The organism is Acinetobacter sp. FL, assembly GCF_040744925.1.
GTDB classification, from domain to species: domain Bacteria; phylum Pseudomonadota; class Gammaproteobacteria; order Pseudomonadales; family Moraxellaceae; genus Acinetobacter; species Acinetobacter radioresistens.
Genome location: NZ_CP160437.1, coordinates 408,895 through 428,404 on the forward strand (window position 1 = coordinate 408,895; position 19,510 = coordinate 428,404).

Genomic DNA, 19,510 nt, shown 5'->3' on the forward strand with positions numbered 1-19,510 from the left:
CATCATTTATTATGTTATTGACATTAAAGTAAAAACATAACGCAAAATTTAGCTTCAATATGTAGCTTTAGGTGTATTTTCTAAATAAAATGAGTAAAGTCTCACTTTTTAAGGCTGAGGTGAGGGTAAACCCTGACGCATCAGTTGAGAGAACTGTTGAATCTTTTCAGGATTCTGACTGATCTGTTCAGTGCGCGGGTTAATATGTGCATGCTGATACCATTCCTGAATGCTCCATTGATGATCTAGAGCATACAGATCATACAAATACTCTGGTAAATAGCCCGAAGCCAGCAGCCGATAATCTTTGGGTAACTGATACGGGTTAATTGCCTGAACCATATCAAAAATGATGGTAGTACAATTACTGGTCAGAGTGTTATACCACTGCGGTTCTGCCCGCAGTTCATCTGCCGTCTTTAAATATTCTAAAAAAAGAGCCTTACGTTCCGAGGCACTCATCCTGATGGGAAAAAAATATACCTGTTGATGACGAATATTACTACGAGTATAGATAATATCCTGCTCATCCGAGGCCACCAAGCTCAGTTCGTACTGTCTAAAAAAACCGCCAATCGCTGAAAACTCTTCATTTCTTTCTTTACGAATTTCAATAGAAAAGGTAAGGGGCTCCTGATTGGCAAAATCAAAACTGACCAGGGTATGAGCAATTTGTGGACCCATCCAGTAAGAGGTGATGATATTAATTCCGGTAATCTGGTTTAAATCAAAATGCCGGGTTTCCCAGCGCTCATGGACTTTACCGTCTGCTTCCCAAGCAAAGTTACGGACATTATGTAAGGTTACTTGATCACCCTGACGCTCGTATTCAAGAAGTCGGGAAACTTCCGGGTTCCAGTCGCGGTCTTGCCGGGCATCCAGTCCTATATACCAAGACAGGGCACCCATAAAACACAAAATATAGATGATACTGTTTATACGGCGGCTAAAAAAATGCTGGCTGGCATAAATACCAAGCACACTAAGTGCAAAAGCGATCCAGCTTCCGATCAGAATCCGGGTAACCAGCCAGCTAACAGGTTCCTGAACCCAGAGTGCCAGACATAACCAGATAGATGAAAGAATAACAAACAAGCTAAAGATAAAATGCAGTAACCCTTTGCCTAAAGCAATAAAAAAAATCACGTTTTCCAATATTGTGCATAAGTGATCAAGTCAGTCTGAGTCCCTTCTATTTCTGATAGGTTGCAAACTCAAACTCAATTCCGCTTTTGTCATCTTTTTGTGGTGTACTTTGAATCCTTTTAAAAAATTCAGGAATTTCAGGATAATAAGCTTCACCCTGCACATTTAGTTTAACATGAGTAAGCTCCAGACGGTCAGCTATCTCCAGCGTCTGTCTAAAGATTTCTCCACCCCCAATGATGAATAAACTCTCAGGTTTTTCACTGGTTTTCACATCAGTGATGGCCTGTTCTAGAGCATCCTCGATGCTATGTGCAACCTTGGTACCTTCAAACGACCAGTCTGGATCACGGGTAATTACCCAGTTGACCCGTTTAGGTAGAGCACGTCCCATGGATTCCAGGGTCTTGCGGCCCATGATTACTACACCGCCCTGAGTAATCTCTTTAAAATGCTTGAGGTCAGCTGGAATGTGCCAAGGCAGATCATTATTTTTGCCAATACAGCGCTGCTGGTCCATCGCAACTACATGTACAACTTCTAAGCCTTGAAAACTCATACAGCCACCGGTGCCTTGATTGCAGGATGCGAGTGATAATTTATAATGTCAATATCTTCAAATTTAAAGTCAAAAATACTTTTTACTTCTGGATTCAGTTTTAACTGACACAGTTCTAGCGGATCACGGCCCAGCTGTAATCTGGCTTGCTCAAAATGGTTGGCATACAGGTGTGTATCACCCCCGGTCCAGACAAAATCACCAACTTGAAGGTCACAGACTTGAGCAATCATATGAGTGAGCAGGGCATAACTCGCAATATTGAAGGGTACACCCAGGAATACATCGGCACTGCGCTGGTAAAGCTGGCAAGACAATTTGCCATTTTGTACAAAAAACTGAAACAGGGTATGGCAAGGTGGCAATGCAACCTGGCTGGCTTCTTTAGGATTCCAGCCAGAAACGATGAGCCGGCGTGAATTCGGATTGGTTCTGATCTCATTAATTAGCCAGGAAATCTGGTCAAACCCGTTTTGCTGATAACTGCCATCTTCATTCTGGGTCGCACCAAAGTTACGCCATTGATGTCCATAGACTGGTCCCAGTTCTCCGGCAGGACGCCCAAAGCGGGCAGTTTGTTCAGCTGTTGCCCATTCATCCCAGATTGTTACTTTGTTATCCTGTAAATATTTCACATTGGTATCGCCTTTTAAAAACCATAACAGTTCAACGACGATAGAGCGAAAATGGACCTTTTTTGTGGTTAAAAGTGGAAAGCCTTTAGAGAGGTCAAAGCGCATCTGATGACCAAATACAGAACGAGTACCTGTTCCGGTACGATCACCTTTATCACCACCATGTTCAAGGATATGTTGTAAAAGGTCTAGATATTGGCGCATGGTTCTCTCACTAGGAAGGGCCTAAGAAAATCGAAGGGCTTAAGAAGATCAGAGATAAGTATCAGCTGACCGTACATATTAGCTTTTTTTAGCCTGACTGAAAACCGCTACATTAAAAGACGAGGTTCATCATGGTTTTATTTTCCAACCACGTTCCTGAATATCAACAGAACCGGATATAAAAATAATTACTGAGTAAGTTACTTTTAATAATATTTTTTTACAGAACCTGACTGAATGAAAGGTATAAGACCTCTATGAGTATCAAGTTATTCAATGTTATAAGTTTTTAATTATAAAAAATTCATCATAATCATTGAGCTCGCTGTGTTCTTTTTAAAGTAATACAGCTATATCTGGGAGTTTTATGACCACCCTGAATATCATATTGACCAAGTTTGAGCAGGATTCTTCTCATCTTTCAGACAGTTTGATCACGACATTTAAGCAACTTTGCAATTTGAGTAGCGAAATTCCTCATCCTGCAAGCGGCCAGACGTATGAACGCTGGAAAGTTCTGGCAAAAGTCGCGGCAACTAACCTGAATCTGGTGAAATGGTTTGAATCCCATCTGGATGCTTTGAGTATTTTGCATGAGCTTGGTTACAGCAAGGTGCCTGCGGGAGTCTATGCTGTCTGGGCTGCAGAGGGTGGCATACAACCACTTTATTACCAAAATGGGCAATGTTCAGGTAATAAGTACTGGTGTTCGGGTGCGGGGCTGGTCGATTATGGACTCATGACCTATCGGGATACACAGAATAATTCACAGCTGTTAATTGTTGACATGCACCAGCCAGATATTTGCATCGACCATAGTGGATGGAATGCTATAGGAATGGCTTATACCCAGACTGCAAAAATCAGTTTTAATAAAGTTGTTGCACAAACGGTAGGGCAGCCCGGACAATATCTAGACCGATCAGGATTCTGGCATGGTGCTGCTGGTGTGGCAGCTTGCTGGTATGGTGCGGCTACCCGTCTGGCCCATACATTACAACAGGCCTGTCAGGAGAAACCCAATACTTTTCGGCTAATGTATCTAGGTGAAGTAAATAGTGCGTTAGCTACCACCCGTGAATATTTCAAATATGTAGCAGCACAAATTGATCAGCATCCTACGCAAAGTCACGAGCTGATTATTCGGATGTTGCGTATTCAGACTGAGCAGACTGCACAAAAGGTTCTGGACTTGGTTGGTAAGGCATTGGGAGCACGACCTTTCTGTGAAAATACCATGTTTGCCCAAATGGCAGCAGATTTACCGGTTTTTTTAAGGCAAAGCCATGCGGCTTTTGATCTGGAACAGATTGGTGAGCGTTCGGTTATGGAGGACACTGCATGGATGTTATAAATAGTCCGGTAGGAGACCGCCTGATTTATGGAAATGGCACGACCAAACGGGCTTGGCAGCAATGGAGCGGGTTACAGTCATTACAGACGCTTGTCCCTGAGCAAGCCTTTCCGGCAGGGCAACGTATACTGATTATAGCGCCGCATCCAGACGATGAAATTTTAGGATGTGCTGGCCTGATACAGCAGCTTAGTACACTGGAACGTGAAATTCTGCTGGTGGCTGTGACTAATGGTACACAAAGCCATCCGGACTCACAGCTTTATACACCACAGCAGCTGGATCAGCTGCGGCCTCAAGAGAGCCTGAATGCGCTTAAAGTATTAGGCGTGCAGAATCGGGTAAACCGGATTGCACTGCAGCTGACAGATGGTGAAGTGACTGCTGAGCAGCAAAAGTTGTATGCTGCTCTAAAAGAGCTGGTCAGACCTGATGATATTCTGGTGTGTACATTTGCAAAGGATGGTCATCCTGATCATGAAGCAACTGGTCAAACTGTACAGCGGCTGGCAGATCAACAGCAGCTTAGCTGTTATCAAGTCCTGATCTGGTCATGGCACTGGGCCAGGCCACAGGACAACCGTATTCCCTGGAAATCTGCCTGCAAGCTGGAACTGACAGCCGCACAGCTCAGGCTCAAGAAACAGGCGATTCAGTGCTTTAAAAGCCAGCTTGAAACAGACCCAAGTACCGGACAGGCACCTATTTTATCTTCACATACGGTAGAGCGAATCTTGATGCCCTGCGAGGTTTATATACATGCCTGAACAGGATTACTTTGATACACTCTATCATTATAATGATGACCCATGGGGTTATACCCAGCGCTGGTATGAACAGCGCAAACGGCAGATTTGTCTGGCCTTGCTACCCCGGCAAAGGTACGGACGCATATTGGAACTTGGCTGTGCCAATGGGGTTTTTAGTCAAGAGCTGGCCAGCCGCTGTGACGAACTGCTTGGTTTGGATGCAAACAGCAAAGCAGTCGAGTTGGCCCGGCAGCGCTTAAAAGGACAGCTACATATTGATATACAGCAGAAACGGATTCCCCAGCAGTGTCCTGAAGAAAAATTTGATCTCATCGTGATTAGCGAGATTGCTTACTATTTAAATGAGAATGAACTGTTACAGCTGATTGAATGGGTACAACGGAGTTTAAATGACACCGGTACTTTGCTGTGCTGTCACTGGCGTTACCCAATTGACGGGTTTAGTTTAAACGGGAATTTAGTCCATCAGCTGTTAAAGCAGCACCTGAAACTTTATCATTATCTTGGGTTAGATGATCCGGATTTTCTGGTCGACCTCTGGACTACAGAGTCTGGTAGCTTGGCACATCAGGAGGGACTAACATGATTGGCATTGTCATTCCTGCCCATAATGAGGAAGAGCATCTGTCTGACTGCCTGCTGGCCATTCAACAGGCTGTAGATGAACTGCCGGCTTCCGTTCAGGTAAGAGTTTTGGTGGTGCTAGATAGTTGTACCGATCAGTCTCTGAAACTGGTACAACGTGCAGGTATAAACTACTTGCAGTGTGCAGTGCGCTGTGTAGGCCATGCCCGTGATCTGGGTGTTCGCACTCTCATTGCTACAGGTGCCCGCTGGATTGCCTGCACTGATGCAGATTCGAAAGTAGACCGCTTCTGGCTTAAGCAGCAGCTATTGCATCAGCCTGCTGATGTAATCTGTGGCGTGGTTGAGGTAGATAGCTGGCAACATCTGTCGTCACTTACCCGGCAGCGCTATCTGCAGCATTATTGTGATGATATGGATCATCGACATATTCATGGCGCCAACTTGAGTTTTAGTGCCGAGGCCTATATCAAGTCTGGCGGGTTTGGAGCACTAACCTGTCATGAGGATGTAGGTCTGGTGAAAAGAATGTTAAACCTGCAATACAAGGTGATATGGAGTAACCGGGTAAGGGTCATGACCAGTAGCCGCTTAATAGCCCGTACACCTCAAGGTTTTTCGACTTTTCTAAAACAGCTTGAAACTACAGCTTATTGTCCTGAAACCTGAAATGCCTATAGTTCAAATATAAATCTAGCGTTTTGGTTGGAGAAAAATTTATTTAAAGCGTTTGGCGCGGTTTTCATAGATCGATACGATAAATAGTCCTAATGCAGTAAACCCTAGCACCTGTAATCCTAAAATCATTTTATGTTCATCAGGCAATACATAAAGCAAAATAAGAAAAACAGCCAAAGGTACGCTATAGAGCAAAATAGAAAGGCCATTTTTATAAATATTATCTTGTCTTATTTTAAGATTCAGCTGCCTGAGTAGATGTATTGATATGCCCAAACCAAGACTAAATCCTGTCAATACAGCCGACAACGCCTGCACAGTAGAACACAGGTAAATCATGGCACAGGTCATAATACAAACTATCAGCTTAACCTGACGGGTGCAGCGTGCCGAATACCAAAAATCAAGCATTACATACTCTCTTCTGGATTTTTGTTTTTATGTAGAAGGGATAAAGGCGAGAACAGACAAACGGCCAGTGCCATAAAACCAATTCCCTGTGCACCTGGCAGTAAAATTTCGCCCTCTTTCATATTCATAAAAATCAGGGCAAGCAATAATGCTATGGGAATCCAGGTTAACAGACGATAGAGCAAGCCAGCGGGCTGCCCGGCTGCAAAGTGCATTTTGCAGTAACGGCAGATTAAAAAAATGATACCTGTGCCCGAAAACATTAAAATAGCGTCTAATGCCAACGGCTGCATCCCATACAGCACAGCAGTAATTATTGCAATAGATACAAAGATCAGCAATTTACGTGTGATGGAAACTTTAGGATCAAACCAGAACTCAAGCATAGTCTTTTGAAATCAAGCAGAACAGCTCAGAACTTTAGCATAAAAAAGAGGAGCAATTGCTCCTCTATGTATCAGGTATTTTTCTGTGGACCCCAGTCATAAATTTTTCTGTGGTAGGCGTACCACATCATCCACAGACCAATCAGTATCATTGGCAGGGTCAGGAACTGGCCTTTACTCATCCAGCCAATAAAGAGCTGGCCATTGTCCGGTTCACGGAAGAACTCAACCACAAAGCGTGCAATACCATAACCGATCAGGAACAGCGCTGAAACTGCCATACGTGGACGTGGCTTGGAACTAAACCACCACAACACGATAAACAGAATCAGGCCTTCGCCTAAAGCTTGATAAAGCTGGGATGGGTGACGTACCAGATTATCTACATGCGGAAAAACCATTCCGAAGGGATAGTCTGGATTGATAACTGGACGACCCCAAAGCTCACTACCGATAAAGTTTCCGATGCGGCCAAACATCAAACCAGTGGGGACACATGGCGCAATAAAGTCCAGTGTCTGGAACCAGGTTTTCTGATATTTACGGCACCAGAGCAGCATTGCTAGCATAACCCCCAGAAAACCGCCATGGAAACTCATGCCCCCGGTCCAGACCTCGAATAACCAGAGCGGGTTGGCTAGGAACTGATCAAATCCGTAAAAGAACACATAACCCAGCCGTCCACCGATCACAACACCAAGTGCGCCGTAGAAAACCAGATCAGATACCATATCGGTGGTCCAGCCTACACGCTGTTTAACCCGGTAGCTGGCCAGTCCCCAAGCAAACAAGAAGGCCAATAAATACATCAGCCCATACCAGTGAACTTTTAAAGGACCCAGTGCCAGCGCGACTGGGTCAATACTCGGATAGGTCAGCATTACAGCTCCTTTATGTATTCGTTTTGCACAGATTCTAGCGGAATGTTCCTAAAAATGTTGTACATTCAATGTGTAAAGATCATGAGAGATGCCTATGTGTATTGTGGCTTTAGCCTGGCAAGTGTTAGATCGTATGCCATTATGCCTGATTTCTAACCGGGATGAGTTTTATCAGCGACCTACGCAAGTCTTGAATCACTGGGAGAACAGTCCGGTTATAGCTGGCAAAGATTTACAATCTGGTGGTACGTGGATGGGTATTACAGCATCTGGACGTTGGGCAGTGATCACCAATTTTCGTGATGGCACAGACCGGCAGCATTATCCGACCTCGCGTGGTCATTTAGTGCAGGCCTTTTTGGAATCTGAGCAGAAACCCATTCGCTTTGCTCAAATGCTTGAGAAACAACAGCAGGAATATGCTGGTTTTAACCTGGTGATAGGAGATCAAACGCAGGCAGTATATATGAGTAACCGAGGTGAGGCTCCTCAGGTGCTGGCCAGTGGCGTATACGTAATTTCTAACGGGCTCATGAGCGACTCCTGGCAAAAGACCTTGCATTTACGAAAGCGCTTTACCCAGGAATTTTTACCTATGCTCCAGCGTCCTGTTGCTGAGCACATACTGGAGTCAGCTGTCTGGGATATTTTAGAAGATGAGCGCAAGGTAGATCAGAATGCCCTGCCAGAGACGGGTATCAGTCAGGATATGGAACTGCTACTTTCTTCTACTTTTATTCAAAGCCCGATGTACGGAACCCGGTGTTCAAATTTTTTAAGGTTGTACCATCATGCATGGAATTGGCTGGAAAAGACTCAGCAAGGAGAGCAGAGCGGGCAGATTGTGCAGCAGCGGATTTCTCTGACTCAACAAAAATAAATATGCCGGTCAATAGGCCGGCATATTCATAAAAAGAGGATTAACCCGCAATTGCGCCGCCGTCTTTACGGGTAATTACGACAGTTGCCGAACGTGGGCGGGCTGTAGTGTTATTCCGGTCAGTTTGGGTTGCCGGCCAGTGACTTGCAGGAGTTACATAGCTGGCAGAGTCTTCGCCCGGATGCTGCACATTAATGAAAATAGCTTTGTAATCAGGGGTCATGGCAATCCCGGTAATTTCACACTGTTTTGGCCCTACCAGGAAACGGCGCAGGGTTGAGTCTGTTACTTTTGCACCCATTAATGTCTGCTGTCCGCTTGAAGTAGTTGCGGTAGTACCATCACCAATCTGACCTGGCAAAGCAGCAAGCATCATACAGTTTGTGACATCGGTATAAGCTCCATCATCTGTTTGAATCCAGAGCACACCACGCGGGTCAAACCACATTCCGTCTGGTGAAGACAGGTCATTGTTATCAGTCAGACCAGACAGGTTAATATTTGATGCCATAGAGGCTTCGGCACCAAACAGATAAATATCCCACTTGAAGGTTTCAGCTGTAGTTTTATCATCGGTTTCTTTAAAACGGATAATATGACCATTTACGTTGCCACTTTGAGTTTTTTTGTCTTTAAGGTCATCATAATTACGCGGGTTAGCTGCATCTGTCGGGTAACTGGTTCCCCGATTCGAGTTGTTGGTCAGGGTAACGTAGATTTCACCATTTACCGGATTAACGGTCGCCCATTCCGGACGGTCCATTTTTGTTGCGCCGACAGCATCCCCCGCTAAACGGGCAAATGTCACCACATCGGCTTGAGAGGTGAAGGGATAAGTACTGCTACTTTCATTCAGACCATTTTTACCATAGCTTAGTTCAATCCACTGGCCTGAACCATCACTGTTAAACTTGGCAACATACAGTTTTCCTGAGTTCATGTATTTATCGCCAGCAGTATAGCCGCGGTTTACATCTTTCGGGTCCCATACTGCACTCGAGACAAATTTATAGATGTATTCGCCTTTAGAGTCGTCACCCATATAAAATGCCAAAGGTTGGCCCGCTACTGCACGGCAGGCACTGTCTTCATGTGCAAAACGGCCTAAAGAAGTACGTTTAACCGGTCTCTGACCGCCATCAAACGGGTCAATCTCGACCATCCAGCCAAAAGTATTGGGTCCGTTACGATAGTCCTGAGTAGGCTGATCCGCTTTTACATCAGCATTCCAGCGGTCATATAGATCCTGTGACTCAACCTGTCCAATGACAGTTTCCCAAGCATAGCGTGAGCTTGCGCCCAAATAGACTGGTCGACCCTGATCATCAATATTTGGTATTAAATTACCATTTGAATCTTTTCTATAAACAATTTTGCCATCTTCACCCTTTTTAGGAGCGCCCTGCTCATCCAGCTCATAAAGATAAGGTTCGTCTTTTTTTAGTCCCAGACCATAACGTTTTAATGCGATTTTCTCGGCATTTGTACGTTGGTACTCGTCATGTCCTGAACGCTGGAAATAGCCAATAAAGTTTTCTTCGGTAGTTAAATAAGTACCCCAAGGTGTATAGCCATTGCCACAGTTGTTATGTGTACCACGTGTTTGACGTCCGGCAGGTGAAAAACGTGTAGCAAGCAGACTGGAACCTGCAGCAGCACCGGCAAAATCCATTTCTGTTGAGGCAGTAATACGGCGGTTAAAAACAGAGTTTTTAACAATTTCTACTTTTTGAGTTGCCGGGTCCTTTTTAATATGGACTACAGATACGCCGTGCGCATTGGTTTCACGAATAACTTCATCCTCAGGACGGCGTCCTTCAACCTTGGTTGGACCTTTAGGATGAAGGAAGGTCTGGTTGATGTATTCATGGTTCATTACCAGCAAACCTTGTGCTGAGACCGTATCATCAAAGCGGTCTGTAGCGCTGTTTAAACCAAAGAAATGCATACCATCATGGCAGTCACCAGAACGGAACTGGAAGCTTGGACCAGGTGGAATATCATTATCATTCCAGTCCCCAAGCATTGGATTAATTGGGTCTCCCAACGCATAGATTACAGTAGCTTGATAGCCTTCAGGTACAGTCACAATGTCATCCAGATTTTTAGCCACTGGAGTAAATGAAAGTTTGCTAGGCTTCTGGTTAGGGTCATTCGGAGTAACTGGTGCTGTTCCGCTACTACTATTGTCGTCATCATCATTACAGCCAGTCAGTGTAGAAGCCAGCGCCAAGGCAACTGCTCCACTTGCTGTCTTGGTAATTAGACTGCGGCGCGTCATGCGTTGCTCTAAAATGTCACGGAAATGGATATTAGATGAAGTATTATTATCAAGTTCTTGATCTTCATGATATGGCGTCAGCTGCGTCATGTTTTTTTCCTAAATACAAGTAAGGTGTTGTTAAGTTGTAACTAAATTAGGTGATAAATATGACGGGACCTTGACGGTTAAGTGACATTCAGGTGAAGAAAATAAGACAGTATGATGAAAAAAGCAGACCGGAGTCTGCTGAAATGAAGTTGAAGATCTTAGACTTCTCTACGCCTTTCAATGAGTTTTCCAAAGAAAAGCCCAGCTTCGAAAAGTAGCCACATTGGAATAGCCAGCATAACCATGGAAATTGCATCTGGTGGAGTAACAAACATGGCGATAAAAAAACACCCGACAATGATAAAACGTCTTTTCTCGACCAGTTGTTGTGTAGATACAACCCCAATCAAAATCAGAAGCAAAGTAATAATCGGAATTTCAAAAGTCAGTCCAAATACCAGAAACAGTTTCAAACAGAAAGCTAGGTAACTATTAATGTCTGTCATCGGTGCCACTGTTTCAGGCGACACACTCATGAAGAAATGCAGAATTGAAGGCAGGGCAACAAAATAGGCAAATGCAATGCCGGCATAAAACAAGCTGATACTTCCTACCAATAAGGGCAGGGCTAAGGATTTTTCTTTTTCATATAGTGCCGGTTTTACAAATGTCCAGAGCTGATAAATGATAAAGGGCATCGCAATCATGAGGGCGATAAAGAAATTCAGCTTGAAGGGCGCCATGAACGTCGCGGTTACATCGGTTGCAATCATGGTTGACGAGCTGGGTAACTGGGCCCTTAGTGGTTCTGAAAGTAGCTGATAAGTCCGGTTTGCAAAAGGCAGCAGACAAAAAAATAGAGCAATCAGAATAGCAACAATTTTAAAAAGATGGCGGCGTAAAATCATTAAGTGCCGGGTAATGGGCATCTCTTCAAGTTGGGCTTGCGACTGCTCATTTAATATTGGGCCTGGGAGCTGTGAAGGAGAAAGTTGACTCATACAGCCACCTTGAGTTCAGGATAAGAAGACTGTACAGGGCTTTCTGGCTGTTCAGTAATTTGGCAAAAGCAGGCCGGCCGTTCTGGTTGACGAGTCAGGACCAGAGACGGGGCTTGCTCAATAAAAAAGTACTGCGTGGATAAATTTTTATTATGAGTATTTGCATGTTCTTGTAGAGCGTTATCTGCAAAGTTTTTGTGTTGTTGTAGTTCATGCATCTGGGCTTGCATTTTCTGTTCCAGCTCTTGAATACGGGCCATTTCCTGCTGCATCTGCTCACGGAGTTCTGAAAGGCGTAATTCACGGTCCAGATCAGCCTGTACATTACTGACCATACGTTTGATCTTGCCATACCACCTGCCAGCAAAGCGTGCTGCCTCTGGTAACTTTTCCGGCCCAAGCACCAATAAAGCAATGATGCCAAAAGCCAGCAGCTCAGTCATACCAATATTGAGCATGAAAAATACCCTAGTGTTTTACAGTTGAATTTGTGTCAGCACTAACATTCTGGTGTTCAATAGTGCGCGGTTCCTGAAGAGCTACAGTTTGCTGCTCATCTTCGCGGATAGATTTTTTAAAGTCTTTAACTGCACCACCGACATCTTTACCTAAATTTTTAAGTTTTGACGTGCCGAACAGTAAGATAACAACAATTGCAAAAATGACCACATGCCAAATAGATAGTCCAGCCATAGAAAATTCTCCTGTTTTAACTAGAAGATATCTCAACAGGTCTGTATGACAGCCTTGTGACTTATATATTGCAGTTTAAAGACAGCCTGCCATTTAGAGCATTTAAGTGATGTTAGTGCTACCATAGCGCCACAACACCAAAGGAAAACCACGTGGCATTGCTTTTACCCCTCTTTGCATTTTTATGTGGTCTGGGACTGGCGACAACTGCATATGCCTCTGCATTAAAAACTGCGCTTGCAACCCTACTGGCACGAGTATTTATACCCGTTGTCATTATTTATAATATGGTGTTTTATCAGGCAGGCAGCCTTAGCCTGATGATATTTAGTTTTATTGTCGCGGTAATTCTATTTTATTTTTTCTGGCTCATTTCTCAAGACAAGCTCCAGTCTTTATGTTTTAGCTATGTAAATATGGCTTGGCTCGGTTTTCCTTTTGCGATTGCTTTATTTGGGCCTGAAATCAGTGCACCAATGGTAGCTTTATATATTGGCGGTTCAATTTTTGGCAACATCTGGGCAGTGACTGCGGTCAGTTCGGAGCAGCAGTCCTGGAAGAGTATTTTGCAAAAAGTGCTTCAATCACCACCAGTAATTGCCCTGACTATTGCTATATTGTGCCGCTTATTCGGTTTTCAGTATATGCCTGAGCATAAATGGATTGATATGCTTTACGGTCTGGCCAAAATCGGTATGAGCTTTGCGGGGATGTGCGTGCTAGGCATGTGGCTGCGCCGGACGAAAGTTCAGCTAGACGATATAACTTATAGTTTAAAACTGGCTGTACTTAAACTGTGCTGTGGACTGGTTTTATGTAGTCTGACTTATTTTTTTATTTCTATTCCACATATCGGGCAGTATATAGGAGTCATGTTTCTACTGTTCTGTTTGCCGCCGGCGGCAAATATTGTGGCGCTAGAAACTCATTATCAGGGTACTGGAATCTCTGCCAAGTATATTGCTTCAGGTACTATGGTGAGCTGCGCAATTATTCTGATTTATGGTCTGCTACTACACATCGTTTAAAGTTCCTTTCTTAAAGAAAAGGAACTTTTCACCCTTTAAAACGAATTTAAACTGTGGCTTATTGATGATTCTGCAAACTTCGTTGAAATAGCTGCATGGCCTGCCCGCGATGACTGATTTTATTTTTCTCTTCTTTTGGCAGCTCGGCACTGGACAGGCCAAGTTCTGGTAACCAGAACAGGGGATCATAACCAAAGCCATGTTCACCACGTGGTTTTTCCAGAATCTCTCCTTGCCACACGCCCTCAAAAATTTGCGGTAGCGGATCTTCAGCATGTTGTACTAAGGCCAAAACACAGACAAACATGGCTTCAACCGGTTCTCCGGGTCTTCGCAGAGATTTTAATTCTTCCAGTAAGCGAGCATTATTGGCTGCATCATTCCCATGTTCTCCAGCATAGCGAGCCGAGTAGATACCGGGTGCTCCATTTAAAATCGGGACACAAATCCCCGAATCATCGGCAATCGCCGGTTTGCCAGAAATACGTGCAGCATGACGGGCCTTAATAATGGCATTTTCAACAAAGCTCAACCCGTCTTCAATTGCATCAGCAATATTTAGCTGACCTTGAGGAATGACCTCAACTGGAAGTGCCAGCTGTTCAAACAGTTTTTCAAACTCGGCAATTTTCCCTTTGTTGTTACTGGCCAGAACCAGACTTTCCTGAGATAACCATGTATTTGCAGACATTTTATTGTGCTCGTCACTTTAAGAAACAGTTTAAATATTTTACCTCAAATCGAATGCTTTATTGAGACCATAAAAAAGCGCCCGAAGGCGCCTTAAATACAAGCTTCAAATTATTGGGCCTGAATCCATTTGTCTGCACGGTCACGTGCCATACGAATCTGTTCCTGGGTAAGGTTAGCTGCCAGTGCAGTTTTCTTGCCCTCAGACAGATTAATAACTTTAGTGTCGAGCATACCGTCGCGGGTAGACAGTTCATACCACTGATAAGCACCTACATAGTTCTTTTTCTGCTCTTCCATCATTGCCAGGTTAAAGCTGGCACGGTTGTCACCGCTGCTGGCGGCTTTTTCAAAATAACGGCGAGCCAGAATCTCATCTTTTTTTACGCCGATCCCGTCTGCATACATCCGGCCCACATTCAGTTGGGCAGCAGACAAACCTTGGTCAGCGGCAGCTTTAAACCAGGCAAATGCCTGCTTTTCATCCTTTTGAATATCTTTACCGTACTGGTAATGGGTGGCTAAATAGAACTGGGCACCTGGCTGGCCTGCTTTTGCAGCTTTAACCAGATCATTGATCCCCATAGTTGAATAACGCGCTGCCTGGGCTGCTGTAGATTGTTGTTGTGGAATATAGTCAGCATGCGCCTGGATAGTTAAAAGTCCAAATACCAATGTGCCAATTAAGGTCGTTTTTTTCATAGAGCGCTCACTCGATAAATAGCGACTTCACCAAACAGATTCGGAACATGTTTACTCAGTAAACTACCTTGCTGATTCCCATTCACGGCGAGTCGGTTAATAATTTGGATATCATTTTCCGCGCATAAAGCTTCAAAATCGCGGAACGTACATAAATGAATGTTTGGGGTGTTATACCACATATAGGGTAGAGCATCCGAAACAGGCATTTTCCCTTTAAGAGCCAGAAAAGAACGGGTTTTCCAGTGGGCGAAGTTCGGGAAAGTAATAATAGCCTGTTTCCCTACACGCACCATGTCACGAAGTAACACATCTGGTGCATCCACCGCCTGTAAAGCCTGTGCCATGACTACATAGTCAAAAGACTGATCATCAAAACGGCTCAAACCCAGGTTCAAATCCTGCTGGATAATATTTAACCCGCGACTGATGGCAATTGCAATCTTTTCTTGATCAATTTCTAGTCCATAGGCCTGAATTTGATGCCGGCGGCTCATATGGGCGAGTAATTCTCCATCCCCACAGCCAAGATCAAGGACTTTAGAGCCTGGTTTGATCCAACGTTCTGCCAGCTGCTGATCAATACGCATTATACCGTCTCCTTCGGGGTGGACTTCAGGTGTTCTTCGCCACCAAGAAAAGCACGCAAGGTTTTTACATAAAGCGGAATCGGGAACAAGAACGAGTCATGGCCCTGTTCAGCGTCAATATCCAGATAACTGACCGGTTTATGATTCGTAATCAGAGCTTCTACAATTTCTTGTGAACGCTTTGGAGTAAAACGCCAGTCTGTAGTAAAGGAAATGACCAGAAAACGGCATTTGGTCTGGCTCATGGCCCGGGTTAGGGACTCTTCATATTCACGGGCGGGATCAAAGTAATCCAGAGCTTTGGTCATGATCAGATAAGTATTGGCATCAAAATTACGGCTAAACTGTTCACCCTGATAACGCAGATAGCTTTCAACCTGAAACTCGACATCAAAACCATACATGAATTTTCCGGACTTCAAGTCACGGCCGAATTTTTGCATCATGGCTTCTTGCGAAAGGTAGGTAATATGGCCGACCATACGCGCTAAAATCAGACCGCGTTTTGGATAACTGTCGTGTTCCAGATAGCGCCCATGATGGAAATCCGGATCAGAGAGAATAGACTGGCGTGCGACCTCATTAAAAGCAATATTCTGTGCAGATAGTTTAGGTGCACTGGCAATCACCACACAATTCTTCAAGCGGTCCGGATAATCTACTGACCACTGTAGTGCCTGCATGCCGCCGAGTGAACCACCCACAATCGCGTACCACACATCAATTCCTAACCGGTCTGACAGGAGTGCCTGGGTTTTTACCCAGTCACGTACAGTGACCAGTGGAAAATCCGGACCATAGGGCAGGTTATCATTATCAGGGTTAGGGGAGGTTGGACCGGTTGAGCCATGGCAGCCACCAATATTATTTAGGGCCACTACAAAAAACTTGTTGGTATCAATGGCCTTGCCAGGCCCAATACAGGCATCCCACCAGCCCGGTTTTTTATCATCTTCATGATGATAACCTGCGGCATGATGATGACCAGACAATGCATGGCAAAGCAGAATCGCATTGGACTTGTCTTGGTTCAAGGTACCATAAGTTTCAACCATCAAGTCAAAACGGGGCAGAATACGCCCACATTCTAGTTCGAGTGGTTCTTCAAATTGAAACTTTTGCGGGGTGACCAGGCCCACTGAGTCGCTTGGAAAAGACACGGGAATGGTTCGCCTTAAATCTTTAAAAATGAATAATAAAAAGGATACCAAGCTCAGGGTATCCTTTCAAAAGGGAATTGTATATTAAATCGCGGCAGCAATGACCTGTTCAGGGTGTAATACGCCCTGATCAATCAGGCGGTTAGTACAGGCAAGGATGGCCTCAATTGAAGAGGTTACGATATTGTCGTGTACGCCGGCACCAAAAGCATTTTTACCCGAACCTTTGACTTGCAGTTCGACCAGTGCCAGTGCTTTTGCATTAGCACCTGAACCAATACTGCGTTCTTCATAGTTCAATACATCAATCGGCAGTTGCAAGGCATCCAGAATAGCCGAAATTGGCCCATTGCCTTCTCCACGGATCTGTTGCTTCTGGCCATTCATGGTCACTTCAAGTTCAATGACCTGATTACCATTATGGTCGGAAAGCTTATAGTTCTGTGCAATGTAGTGAGTATTTTTAGCTTCGACATAGGTCTGCTTGAACAGTGACCAGATTTCCTGGGCAGTAATCTCGGTTGCGGTCGCATCTGTGTGCTCTTGTACTACTTGTGAGAATTCAATCTGCAAGCGACGTGGCAATACAACGTTATAGTTAGATTCAAGCAAATAGGCGATACCACCCTTACCTGACTGTGAGTTGACGCGAATTACTGCATCATAATCACGGTCCAGATCTTTGGGATCAATTGGCAAATAAGGCATATCCCAGATTTCTTCATTTTTCTGGAATTCAAAACCTTTCTTGATGGCATCTTGGTGCGAGCCAGAAAATGCAGTAAAGACCAGATCACCTGCGTATGGATGGCGCGGGTGTACAGGCAAACCGGTACATTCTTCAACTGTAGCAATTATTTCATTAATATTGGAAAAATCCAGGTTTGGTGCCACACCTTGAGTGTACATATTCAGGGCAATTGCTGCGACATCAACATTACCAGTCCGTTCGCCATTACCAAATACGCAGCCTTCCACACGGTCTGCACCTGCCATAATGGCCAGTTCTGAGGCAGCAATACCGCAGCCCCGGTCATTGTGGCAATGAACTGAAATAATTACGCCATCACGACGTTCAATATTGCGGTGCATCCATTCAATCTGGTCTGCATAAACATTTGGCGTAGAAACTTCTACAGTAGCTGGCAAGTTTAAAATAACCTTATTTTCCGGAGAGGCTTCCCAGATTTCAGTTACAGCATCACAAACGTCTTTGGCAACCTCAAGCTCGGTTGCAGAGAAACATTCAGGGCTATACTGAAAAATAAAATCAGTTTCAGGATACTGCGCTGCATATTCTTTCACTTTTTGTGCTGCATTAATCGCTAACTGCTTGGCACCATTGATATCTACATTTAATACCTTGTTACGGAATGTCGGTGAGTTGGCATTATAGATATGCACAATCGCGCGTTTCGCACCTTCCAGTGCTTCAAAAGTGCGTTGAATCAAGTGGTCACGTGCCTGAACCAGAACCTCGATATAGACATCATCAGGGATATGATTTTCTTCAATCAGCTTACGGGTAAAGTCAAAATCAATCTGTGAAGCAGATGGAAAACCAATCTCAATATGTTTAAAACCGATCTTTACCAGCATCTGGAACATCTTGAATTTCTGTTCAAGATCCATCGGTTCAAAAATGGCCTGATTACCATCACGCAGGTCAGTACTCATCCAGATAGGCGCTTGATTGATTTCTTTATTTGGCCACTGGCGGTCTGGTAAATCGACACGCTGATACATACGACGGTATTTTTTACTTGGGTCAGCCAACATCATGAGGGAACTCCTTATGTAGCAAGGTGGCTCGGATCGAATTTAAGCGCAACGTACTACTTTTATATTAACTATATTTTGTCAAACTATTTAAAATTTCAGGGTATCTTTTAGCCTTATACAGGCAGGTATATATTATGCGCGCGCGAGGCTCAGCATCAGGGGCAAGCTCAGGAGGGAGCCTGTAGGGAGGAGGGCGAGAATATTCGGGTATATATTCATGCCCTTAAAATTACGTGATAAAAAATAAGCTGTCAATCGTTATCTGTAAAATAATCAGACAACTATAATTAATAGAAAAAGCCTATTAAAATAACAGTTTATTTTTTCTTTAACTGTCTTAAAGCTCTGCCCATTTGCGCATCAGGTTGTGATACAGATTTGTGAGCTTGATAACTTCCTGATGCTGGTCACCCAGCTGCATGCGCAGGTTTTGTATAGTCTGGTCCAGATTAAACAGCATATGACGTTCTGCATCATCACGTACCATACTTTGTACCCAGAAAAATGAAGCAATCCGGCAGCCTTGGGTGACTGGTGTGACTTCATGCAGACTGGTTGAAGGGTAGAGAATCATGTCTCCAGCTGGCAGCTTGACTTCGTGATAACCATAAGTATCTTCTACCACCAGTTCACCTCCTACATACTCTTCCGGCTCACTTAAAAATACAGTGCAGGAGAGATCGGTCCGTAACCGCTCATTGGTCCCACGGATACGGCGGATAGAGTTGTCGACATGAAAACCGAAAGCCTCATTATTTTCATAGCGATTGAATAACGGAGGAATGATATCAAGAGGAATGGCGGCCGATAAAAATAATGGGTGCTGCCCTAAAGATTCTAAAATAATTGTACTTAAATGATGAGTAAGAGGATGGTCTTCTGGAAGCTGCTGATTTTGTTTGACTGTGGCTGACAGCGTCCCTGCGGTGACTTTACCATTGACCCACTCAATTTTAGCCATTTCTTCCCGAAAATGCTGGACCTGGGTTTGAGTTAATACATGAGGAATATGATGGATCACGGCTTTCACCTGTCTTAATAAAATATGGATATAAAAATAGCCC

21 protein-coding genes and 1 pseudogene are annotated in these 19,510 nt (G+C 44.2%); 6 read left to right on the plus strand and 16 right to left on the minus strand.

What is annotated here, in order from left to right:
• Positions 1–108: 108 nt before the first annotated feature.
• The 3 genes and pseudogenes from ABZP31_RS01895 to thyA all read right to left on the minus strand — a co-directional run bounded on the left by ABZP31_RS01895 (position 109) and on the right by thyA (position 2,544).
• A pseudogene (locus ABZP31_RS01895) lies at positions 109–1,165 on the minus strand (DUF4105 domain-containing protein).
• Between the two features lie 27 nt (positions 1,166–1,192).
• Positions 1,193–1,705 carry a dihydrofolate reductase gene (locus tag ABZP31_RS01900; RefSeq protein WP_005023315.1) on the minus strand — a complete coding sequence of 171 codons (513 nt, stop codon included), beginning with the start codon at positions 1,703–1,705 and terminating at the stop codon, positions 1,193–1,195.
• Positions 1,702–2,544: a thymidylate synthase gene (thyA, locus tag ABZP31_RS01905; RefSeq protein WP_005023318.1), complete on the minus strand. Its 843-nt coding sequence runs from the start codon at positions 2,542–2,544 to the stop codon at positions 1,702–1,704. Before thyA ends, ABZP31_RS01900 begins: the two co-directional genes overlap by 4 nt.
• 367 nt (positions 2,545–2,911) lie before the next feature.
• Here thyA and ABZP31_RS01910 point away from each other — a divergent pair, with 367 nt between their 5' ends.
• From ABZP31_RS01910 to ABZP31_RS01925, 4 genes are read left to right on the plus strand one after another with little or no spacing between them, the layout of a single operon-like run.
• On the plus strand, positions 2,912–3,898 hold the full coding sequence (locus ABZP31_RS01910; RefSeq protein WP_005023320.1) for an acyl-CoA/acyl-ACP dehydrogenase: 987 nt from the start codon (positions 2,912–2,914) through the stop codon (positions 3,896–3,898).
• Complete coding sequence (locus ABZP31_RS01915; RefSeq protein WP_005023323.1) at positions 3,886–4,665, plus strand: PIG-L deacetylase family protein; 780 nt, start codon at positions 3,886–3,888, stop codon at positions 4,663–4,665. The genes ABZP31_RS01910 and ABZP31_RS01915 overlap by 13 nt, the downstream gene beginning before the upstream one ends.
• Positions 4,658–5,254 carry an SAM-dependent methyltransferase gene (locus ABZP31_RS01920; RefSeq protein ID WP_005023325.1) on the plus strand — a complete coding sequence of 199 codons (597 nt, stop codon included), beginning with the start codon at positions 4,658–4,660 and terminating at the stop codon, positions 5,252–5,254. Before ABZP31_RS01915 ends, ABZP31_RS01920 begins: the two co-directional genes overlap by 8 nt.
• Positions 5,251–5,922: a glycosyltransferase family 2 protein gene (locus ABZP31_RS01925; RefSeq protein ID WP_005023329.1), complete on the plus strand. Its 672-nt coding sequence runs from the start codon at positions 5,251–5,253 to the stop codon at positions 5,920–5,922. Before ABZP31_RS01920 ends, ABZP31_RS01925 begins: the two co-directional genes overlap by 4 nt.
• 48 nt (positions 5,923–5,970) lie before the next feature.
• Here ABZP31_RS01925 and ABZP31_RS01930 read toward each other — a convergent pair whose 3' ends face one another.
• The 3 genes from ABZP31_RS01930 to lgt all read right to left on the minus strand — a co-directional run bounded on the left by ABZP31_RS01930 (position 5,971) and on the right by lgt (position 7,609).
• Positions 5,971–6,342, minus strand: coding sequence for a hypothetical protein (locus tag ABZP31_RS01930; RefSeq protein ID WP_005023331.1), 372 nt, complete (start codon positions 6,340–6,342; stop codon positions 5,971–5,973).
• Positions 6,342–6,728: a hypothetical protein gene (locus tag ABZP31_RS01935; RefSeq protein WP_005016614.1), complete on the minus strand. Its 387-nt coding sequence runs from the start codon at positions 6,726–6,728 to the stop codon at positions 6,342–6,344. Before ABZP31_RS01935 ends, ABZP31_RS01930 begins: the two co-directional genes overlap by 1 nt.
• Before the next feature lie 71 nt (positions 6,729–6,799).
• Positions 6,800–7,609, minus strand: coding sequence for a prolipoprotein diacylglyceryl transferase (lgt, locus tag ABZP31_RS01940; RefSeq protein WP_367156876.1), 810 nt, complete (start codon positions 7,607–7,609; stop codon positions 6,800–6,802).
• A gap of 94 nt (positions 7,610–7,703) precedes the next feature.
• On the opposite strand from lgt, the gene ABZP31_RS01945 reads away from it, so the two are divergent.
• Positions 7,704–8,489, plus strand: a complete 786-nt coding sequence (locus ABZP31_RS01945) for an NRDE family protein (protein ID WP_005023333.1) — start codon at positions 7,704–7,706, stop codon at positions 8,487–8,489.
• A 40-nt stretch (positions 8,490–8,529) separates the two neighbouring features.
• On the opposite strand, the gene ABZP31_RS01950 is transcribed toward ABZP31_RS01945, so the two are convergent.
• The 4 genes from ABZP31_RS01950 to tatA all read right to left on the minus strand — a co-directional run bounded on the left by ABZP31_RS01950 (position 8,530) and on the right by tatA (position 12,494).
• On the minus strand, positions 8,530–10,860 hold the full coding sequence (locus tag ABZP31_RS01950; protein ID WP_367156877.1) for a PhoX family phosphatase: 2,331 nt from the start codon (positions 10,858–10,860) through the stop codon (positions 8,530–8,532).
• 158 nt (positions 10,861–11,018) lie between these two features.
• Positions 11,019–11,801: a twin-arginine translocase subunit TatC gene (tatC, locus tag ABZP31_RS01955; RefSeq protein WP_248133905.1), complete on the minus strand. Its 783-nt coding sequence runs from the start codon at positions 11,799–11,801 to the stop codon at positions 11,019–11,021.
• Positions 11,798–12,259, minus strand: a complete 462-nt coding sequence (tatB, locus tag ABZP31_RS01960) for a Sec-independent protein translocase protein TatB (RefSeq protein ID WP_005023338.1) — start codon at positions 12,257–12,259, stop codon at positions 11,798–11,800. Before tatB ends, tatC begins: the two co-directional genes overlap by 4 nt.
• Positions 12,260–12,269: 10 nt before the next feature.
• Entirely contained in the window at positions 12,270–12,494 is a 225-nt protein-coding gene (tatA, locus tag ABZP31_RS01965; protein ID WP_005016581.1) for a twin-arginine translocase TatA/TatE family subunit, read from the minus strand.
• Positions 12,495–12,646: 152 nt separating this feature from the next.
• On the opposite strand from tatA, the gene ABZP31_RS01970 reads away from it, so the two are divergent.
• Entirely contained in the window at positions 12,647–13,522 is an 876-nt protein-coding gene (locus ABZP31_RS01970; protein WP_367156878.1) for an AEC family transporter, read from the plus strand.
• Positions 13,523–13,580: 58 nt separating this feature from the next.
• Here the strand turns inward: ABZP31_RS01970 and rdgB are convergent, their stop codons facing one another.
• The 6 genes from rdgB to ABZP31_RS02000 all read right to left on the minus strand — a co-directional run bounded on the left by rdgB (position 13,581) and on the right by ABZP31_RS02000 (position 19,467).
• Positions 13,581–14,213 (minus strand): RdgB/HAM1 family non-canonical purine NTP pyrophosphatase, encoded by a 633-nt coding sequence (gene rdgB, locus ABZP31_RS01975; RefSeq protein ID WP_005023345.1) that lies wholly within the window; start codon positions 14,211–14,213, stop codon positions 13,581–13,583.
• A gap of 110 nt (positions 14,214–14,323) precedes the next feature.
• Positions 14,324–14,914 carry a tetratricopeptide repeat protein gene (locus tag ABZP31_RS01980; protein ID WP_005016576.1) on the minus strand — a complete coding sequence of 197 codons (591 nt, stop codon included), beginning with the start codon at positions 14,912–14,914 and terminating at the stop codon, positions 14,324–14,326.
• Positions 14,911–15,504 carry a methionine biosynthesis protein MetW gene (metW, locus tag ABZP31_RS01985; RefSeq protein WP_005016574.1) on the minus strand — a complete coding sequence of 198 codons (594 nt, stop codon included), beginning with the start codon at positions 15,502–15,504 and terminating at the stop codon, positions 14,911–14,913. The genes ABZP31_RS01980 and metW overlap by 4 nt, the downstream gene beginning before the upstream one ends.
• The gene (locus tag ABZP31_RS01990) at positions 15,504–16,664 is read right to left on the minus strand and encodes a homoserine O-acetyltransferase (protein WP_034428673.1); all 1,161 of its coding nucleotides are present in this window, start codon (positions 16,662–16,664) and stop codon (positions 15,504–15,506) included. Before ABZP31_RS01990 ends, metW begins: the two co-directional genes overlap by 1 nt.
• An 84-nt stretch (positions 16,665–16,748) precedes the next feature.
• Positions 16,749–18,446: a 2-isopropylmalate synthase gene (leuA, locus tag ABZP31_RS01995; protein ID WP_005016564.1), complete on the minus strand. Its 1,698-nt coding sequence runs from the start codon at positions 18,444–18,446 to the stop codon at positions 16,749–16,751.
• Positions 18,447–18,783: 337 nt separating this feature from the next.
• Entirely contained in the window at positions 18,784–19,467 is a 684-nt protein-coding gene (locus ABZP31_RS02000; RefSeq protein WP_005023351.1) for a Fe2+-dependent dioxygenase, read from the minus strand.
• Positions 19,468–19,510: the final 43 nt, after the last annotated feature.

Coding starts and splice junctions, on each gene's coding strand:
- ABZP31_RS01945 (WP_005023333.1), top strand. CDS start 7,704: ATGTGTATTGTGGCTTTAGCCTGGCAAGTGTTAGATCGTATGCCATTA.
- lgt (WP_367156876.1), bottom strand. CDS start 7,609: ATGCTGACCTATCCGAGTATTGACCCAGTCGCGCTGGCACTGGGTCCT.
- tatB (WP_005023338.1), bottom strand. CDS start 12,259: ATGCTCAATATTGGTATGACTGAGCTGCTGGCTTTTGGCATCATTGCT.
- ABZP31_RS01950 (WP_367156877.1), bottom strand. CDS start 10,860: ATGACGCAGCTGACGCCATATCATGAAGATCAAGAACTTGATAATAAT.
- ABZP31_RS01935 (WP_005016614.1), bottom strand. CDS start 6,728: ATGCTTGAGTTCTGGTTTGATCCTAAAGTTTCCATCACACGTAAATTG.
- leuA (WP_005016564.1), bottom strand. CDS start 18,446: ATGATGTTGGCTGACCCAAGTAAAAAATACCGTCGTATGTATCAGCGT.
- ABZP31_RS01930 (WP_005023331.1), bottom strand. CDS start 6,342: ATGCTTGATTTTTGGTATTCGGCACGCTGCACCCGTCAGGTTAAGCTG.
- ABZP31_RS01925 (WP_005023329.1), top strand. CDS start 5,251: ATGATTGGCATTGTCATTCCTGCCCATAATGAGGAAGAGCATCTGTCT.
- ABZP31_RS01915 (WP_005023323.1), top strand. CDS start 3,886: ATGGATGTTATAAATAGTCCGGTAGGAGACCGCCTGATTTATGGAAAT.
- thyA (WP_005023318.1), bottom strand. CDS start 2,544: ATGCGCCAATATCTAGACCTTTTACAACATATCCTTGAACATGGTGGT.
- tatA (WP_005016581.1), bottom strand. CDS start 12,494: ATGGCTGGACTATCTATTTGGCATGTGGTCATTTTTGCAATTGTTGTT.
- ABZP31_RS01910 (WP_005023320.1), top strand. CDS start 2,912: ATGACCACCCTGAATATCATATTGACCAAGTTTGAGCAGGATTCTTCT.
- tatC (WP_248133905.1), bottom strand. CDS start 11,801: ATGAGTCAACTTTCTCCTTCACAGCTCCCAGGCCCAATATTAAATGAG.
- ABZP31_RS01980 (WP_005016576.1), bottom strand. CDS start 14,914: ATGAAAAAAACGACCTTAATTGGCACATTGGTATTTGGACTTTTAACT.
- ABZP31_RS01900 (WP_005023315.1), bottom strand. CDS start 1,705: ATGAGTTTTCAAGGCTTAGAAGTTGTACATGTAGTTGCGATGGACCAG.
- ABZP31_RS01920 (WP_005023325.1), top strand. CDS start 4,658: ATGCCTGAACAGGATTACTTTGATACACTCTATCATTATAATGATGAC.
- metW (WP_005016574.1), bottom strand. CDS start 15,504: ATGCGTATTGATCAGCAGCTGGCAGAACGTTGGATCAAACCAGGCTCT.
- rdgB (WP_005023345.1), bottom strand. CDS start 14,213: ATGTCTGCAAATACATGGTTATCTCAGGAAAGTCTGGTTCTGGCCAGT.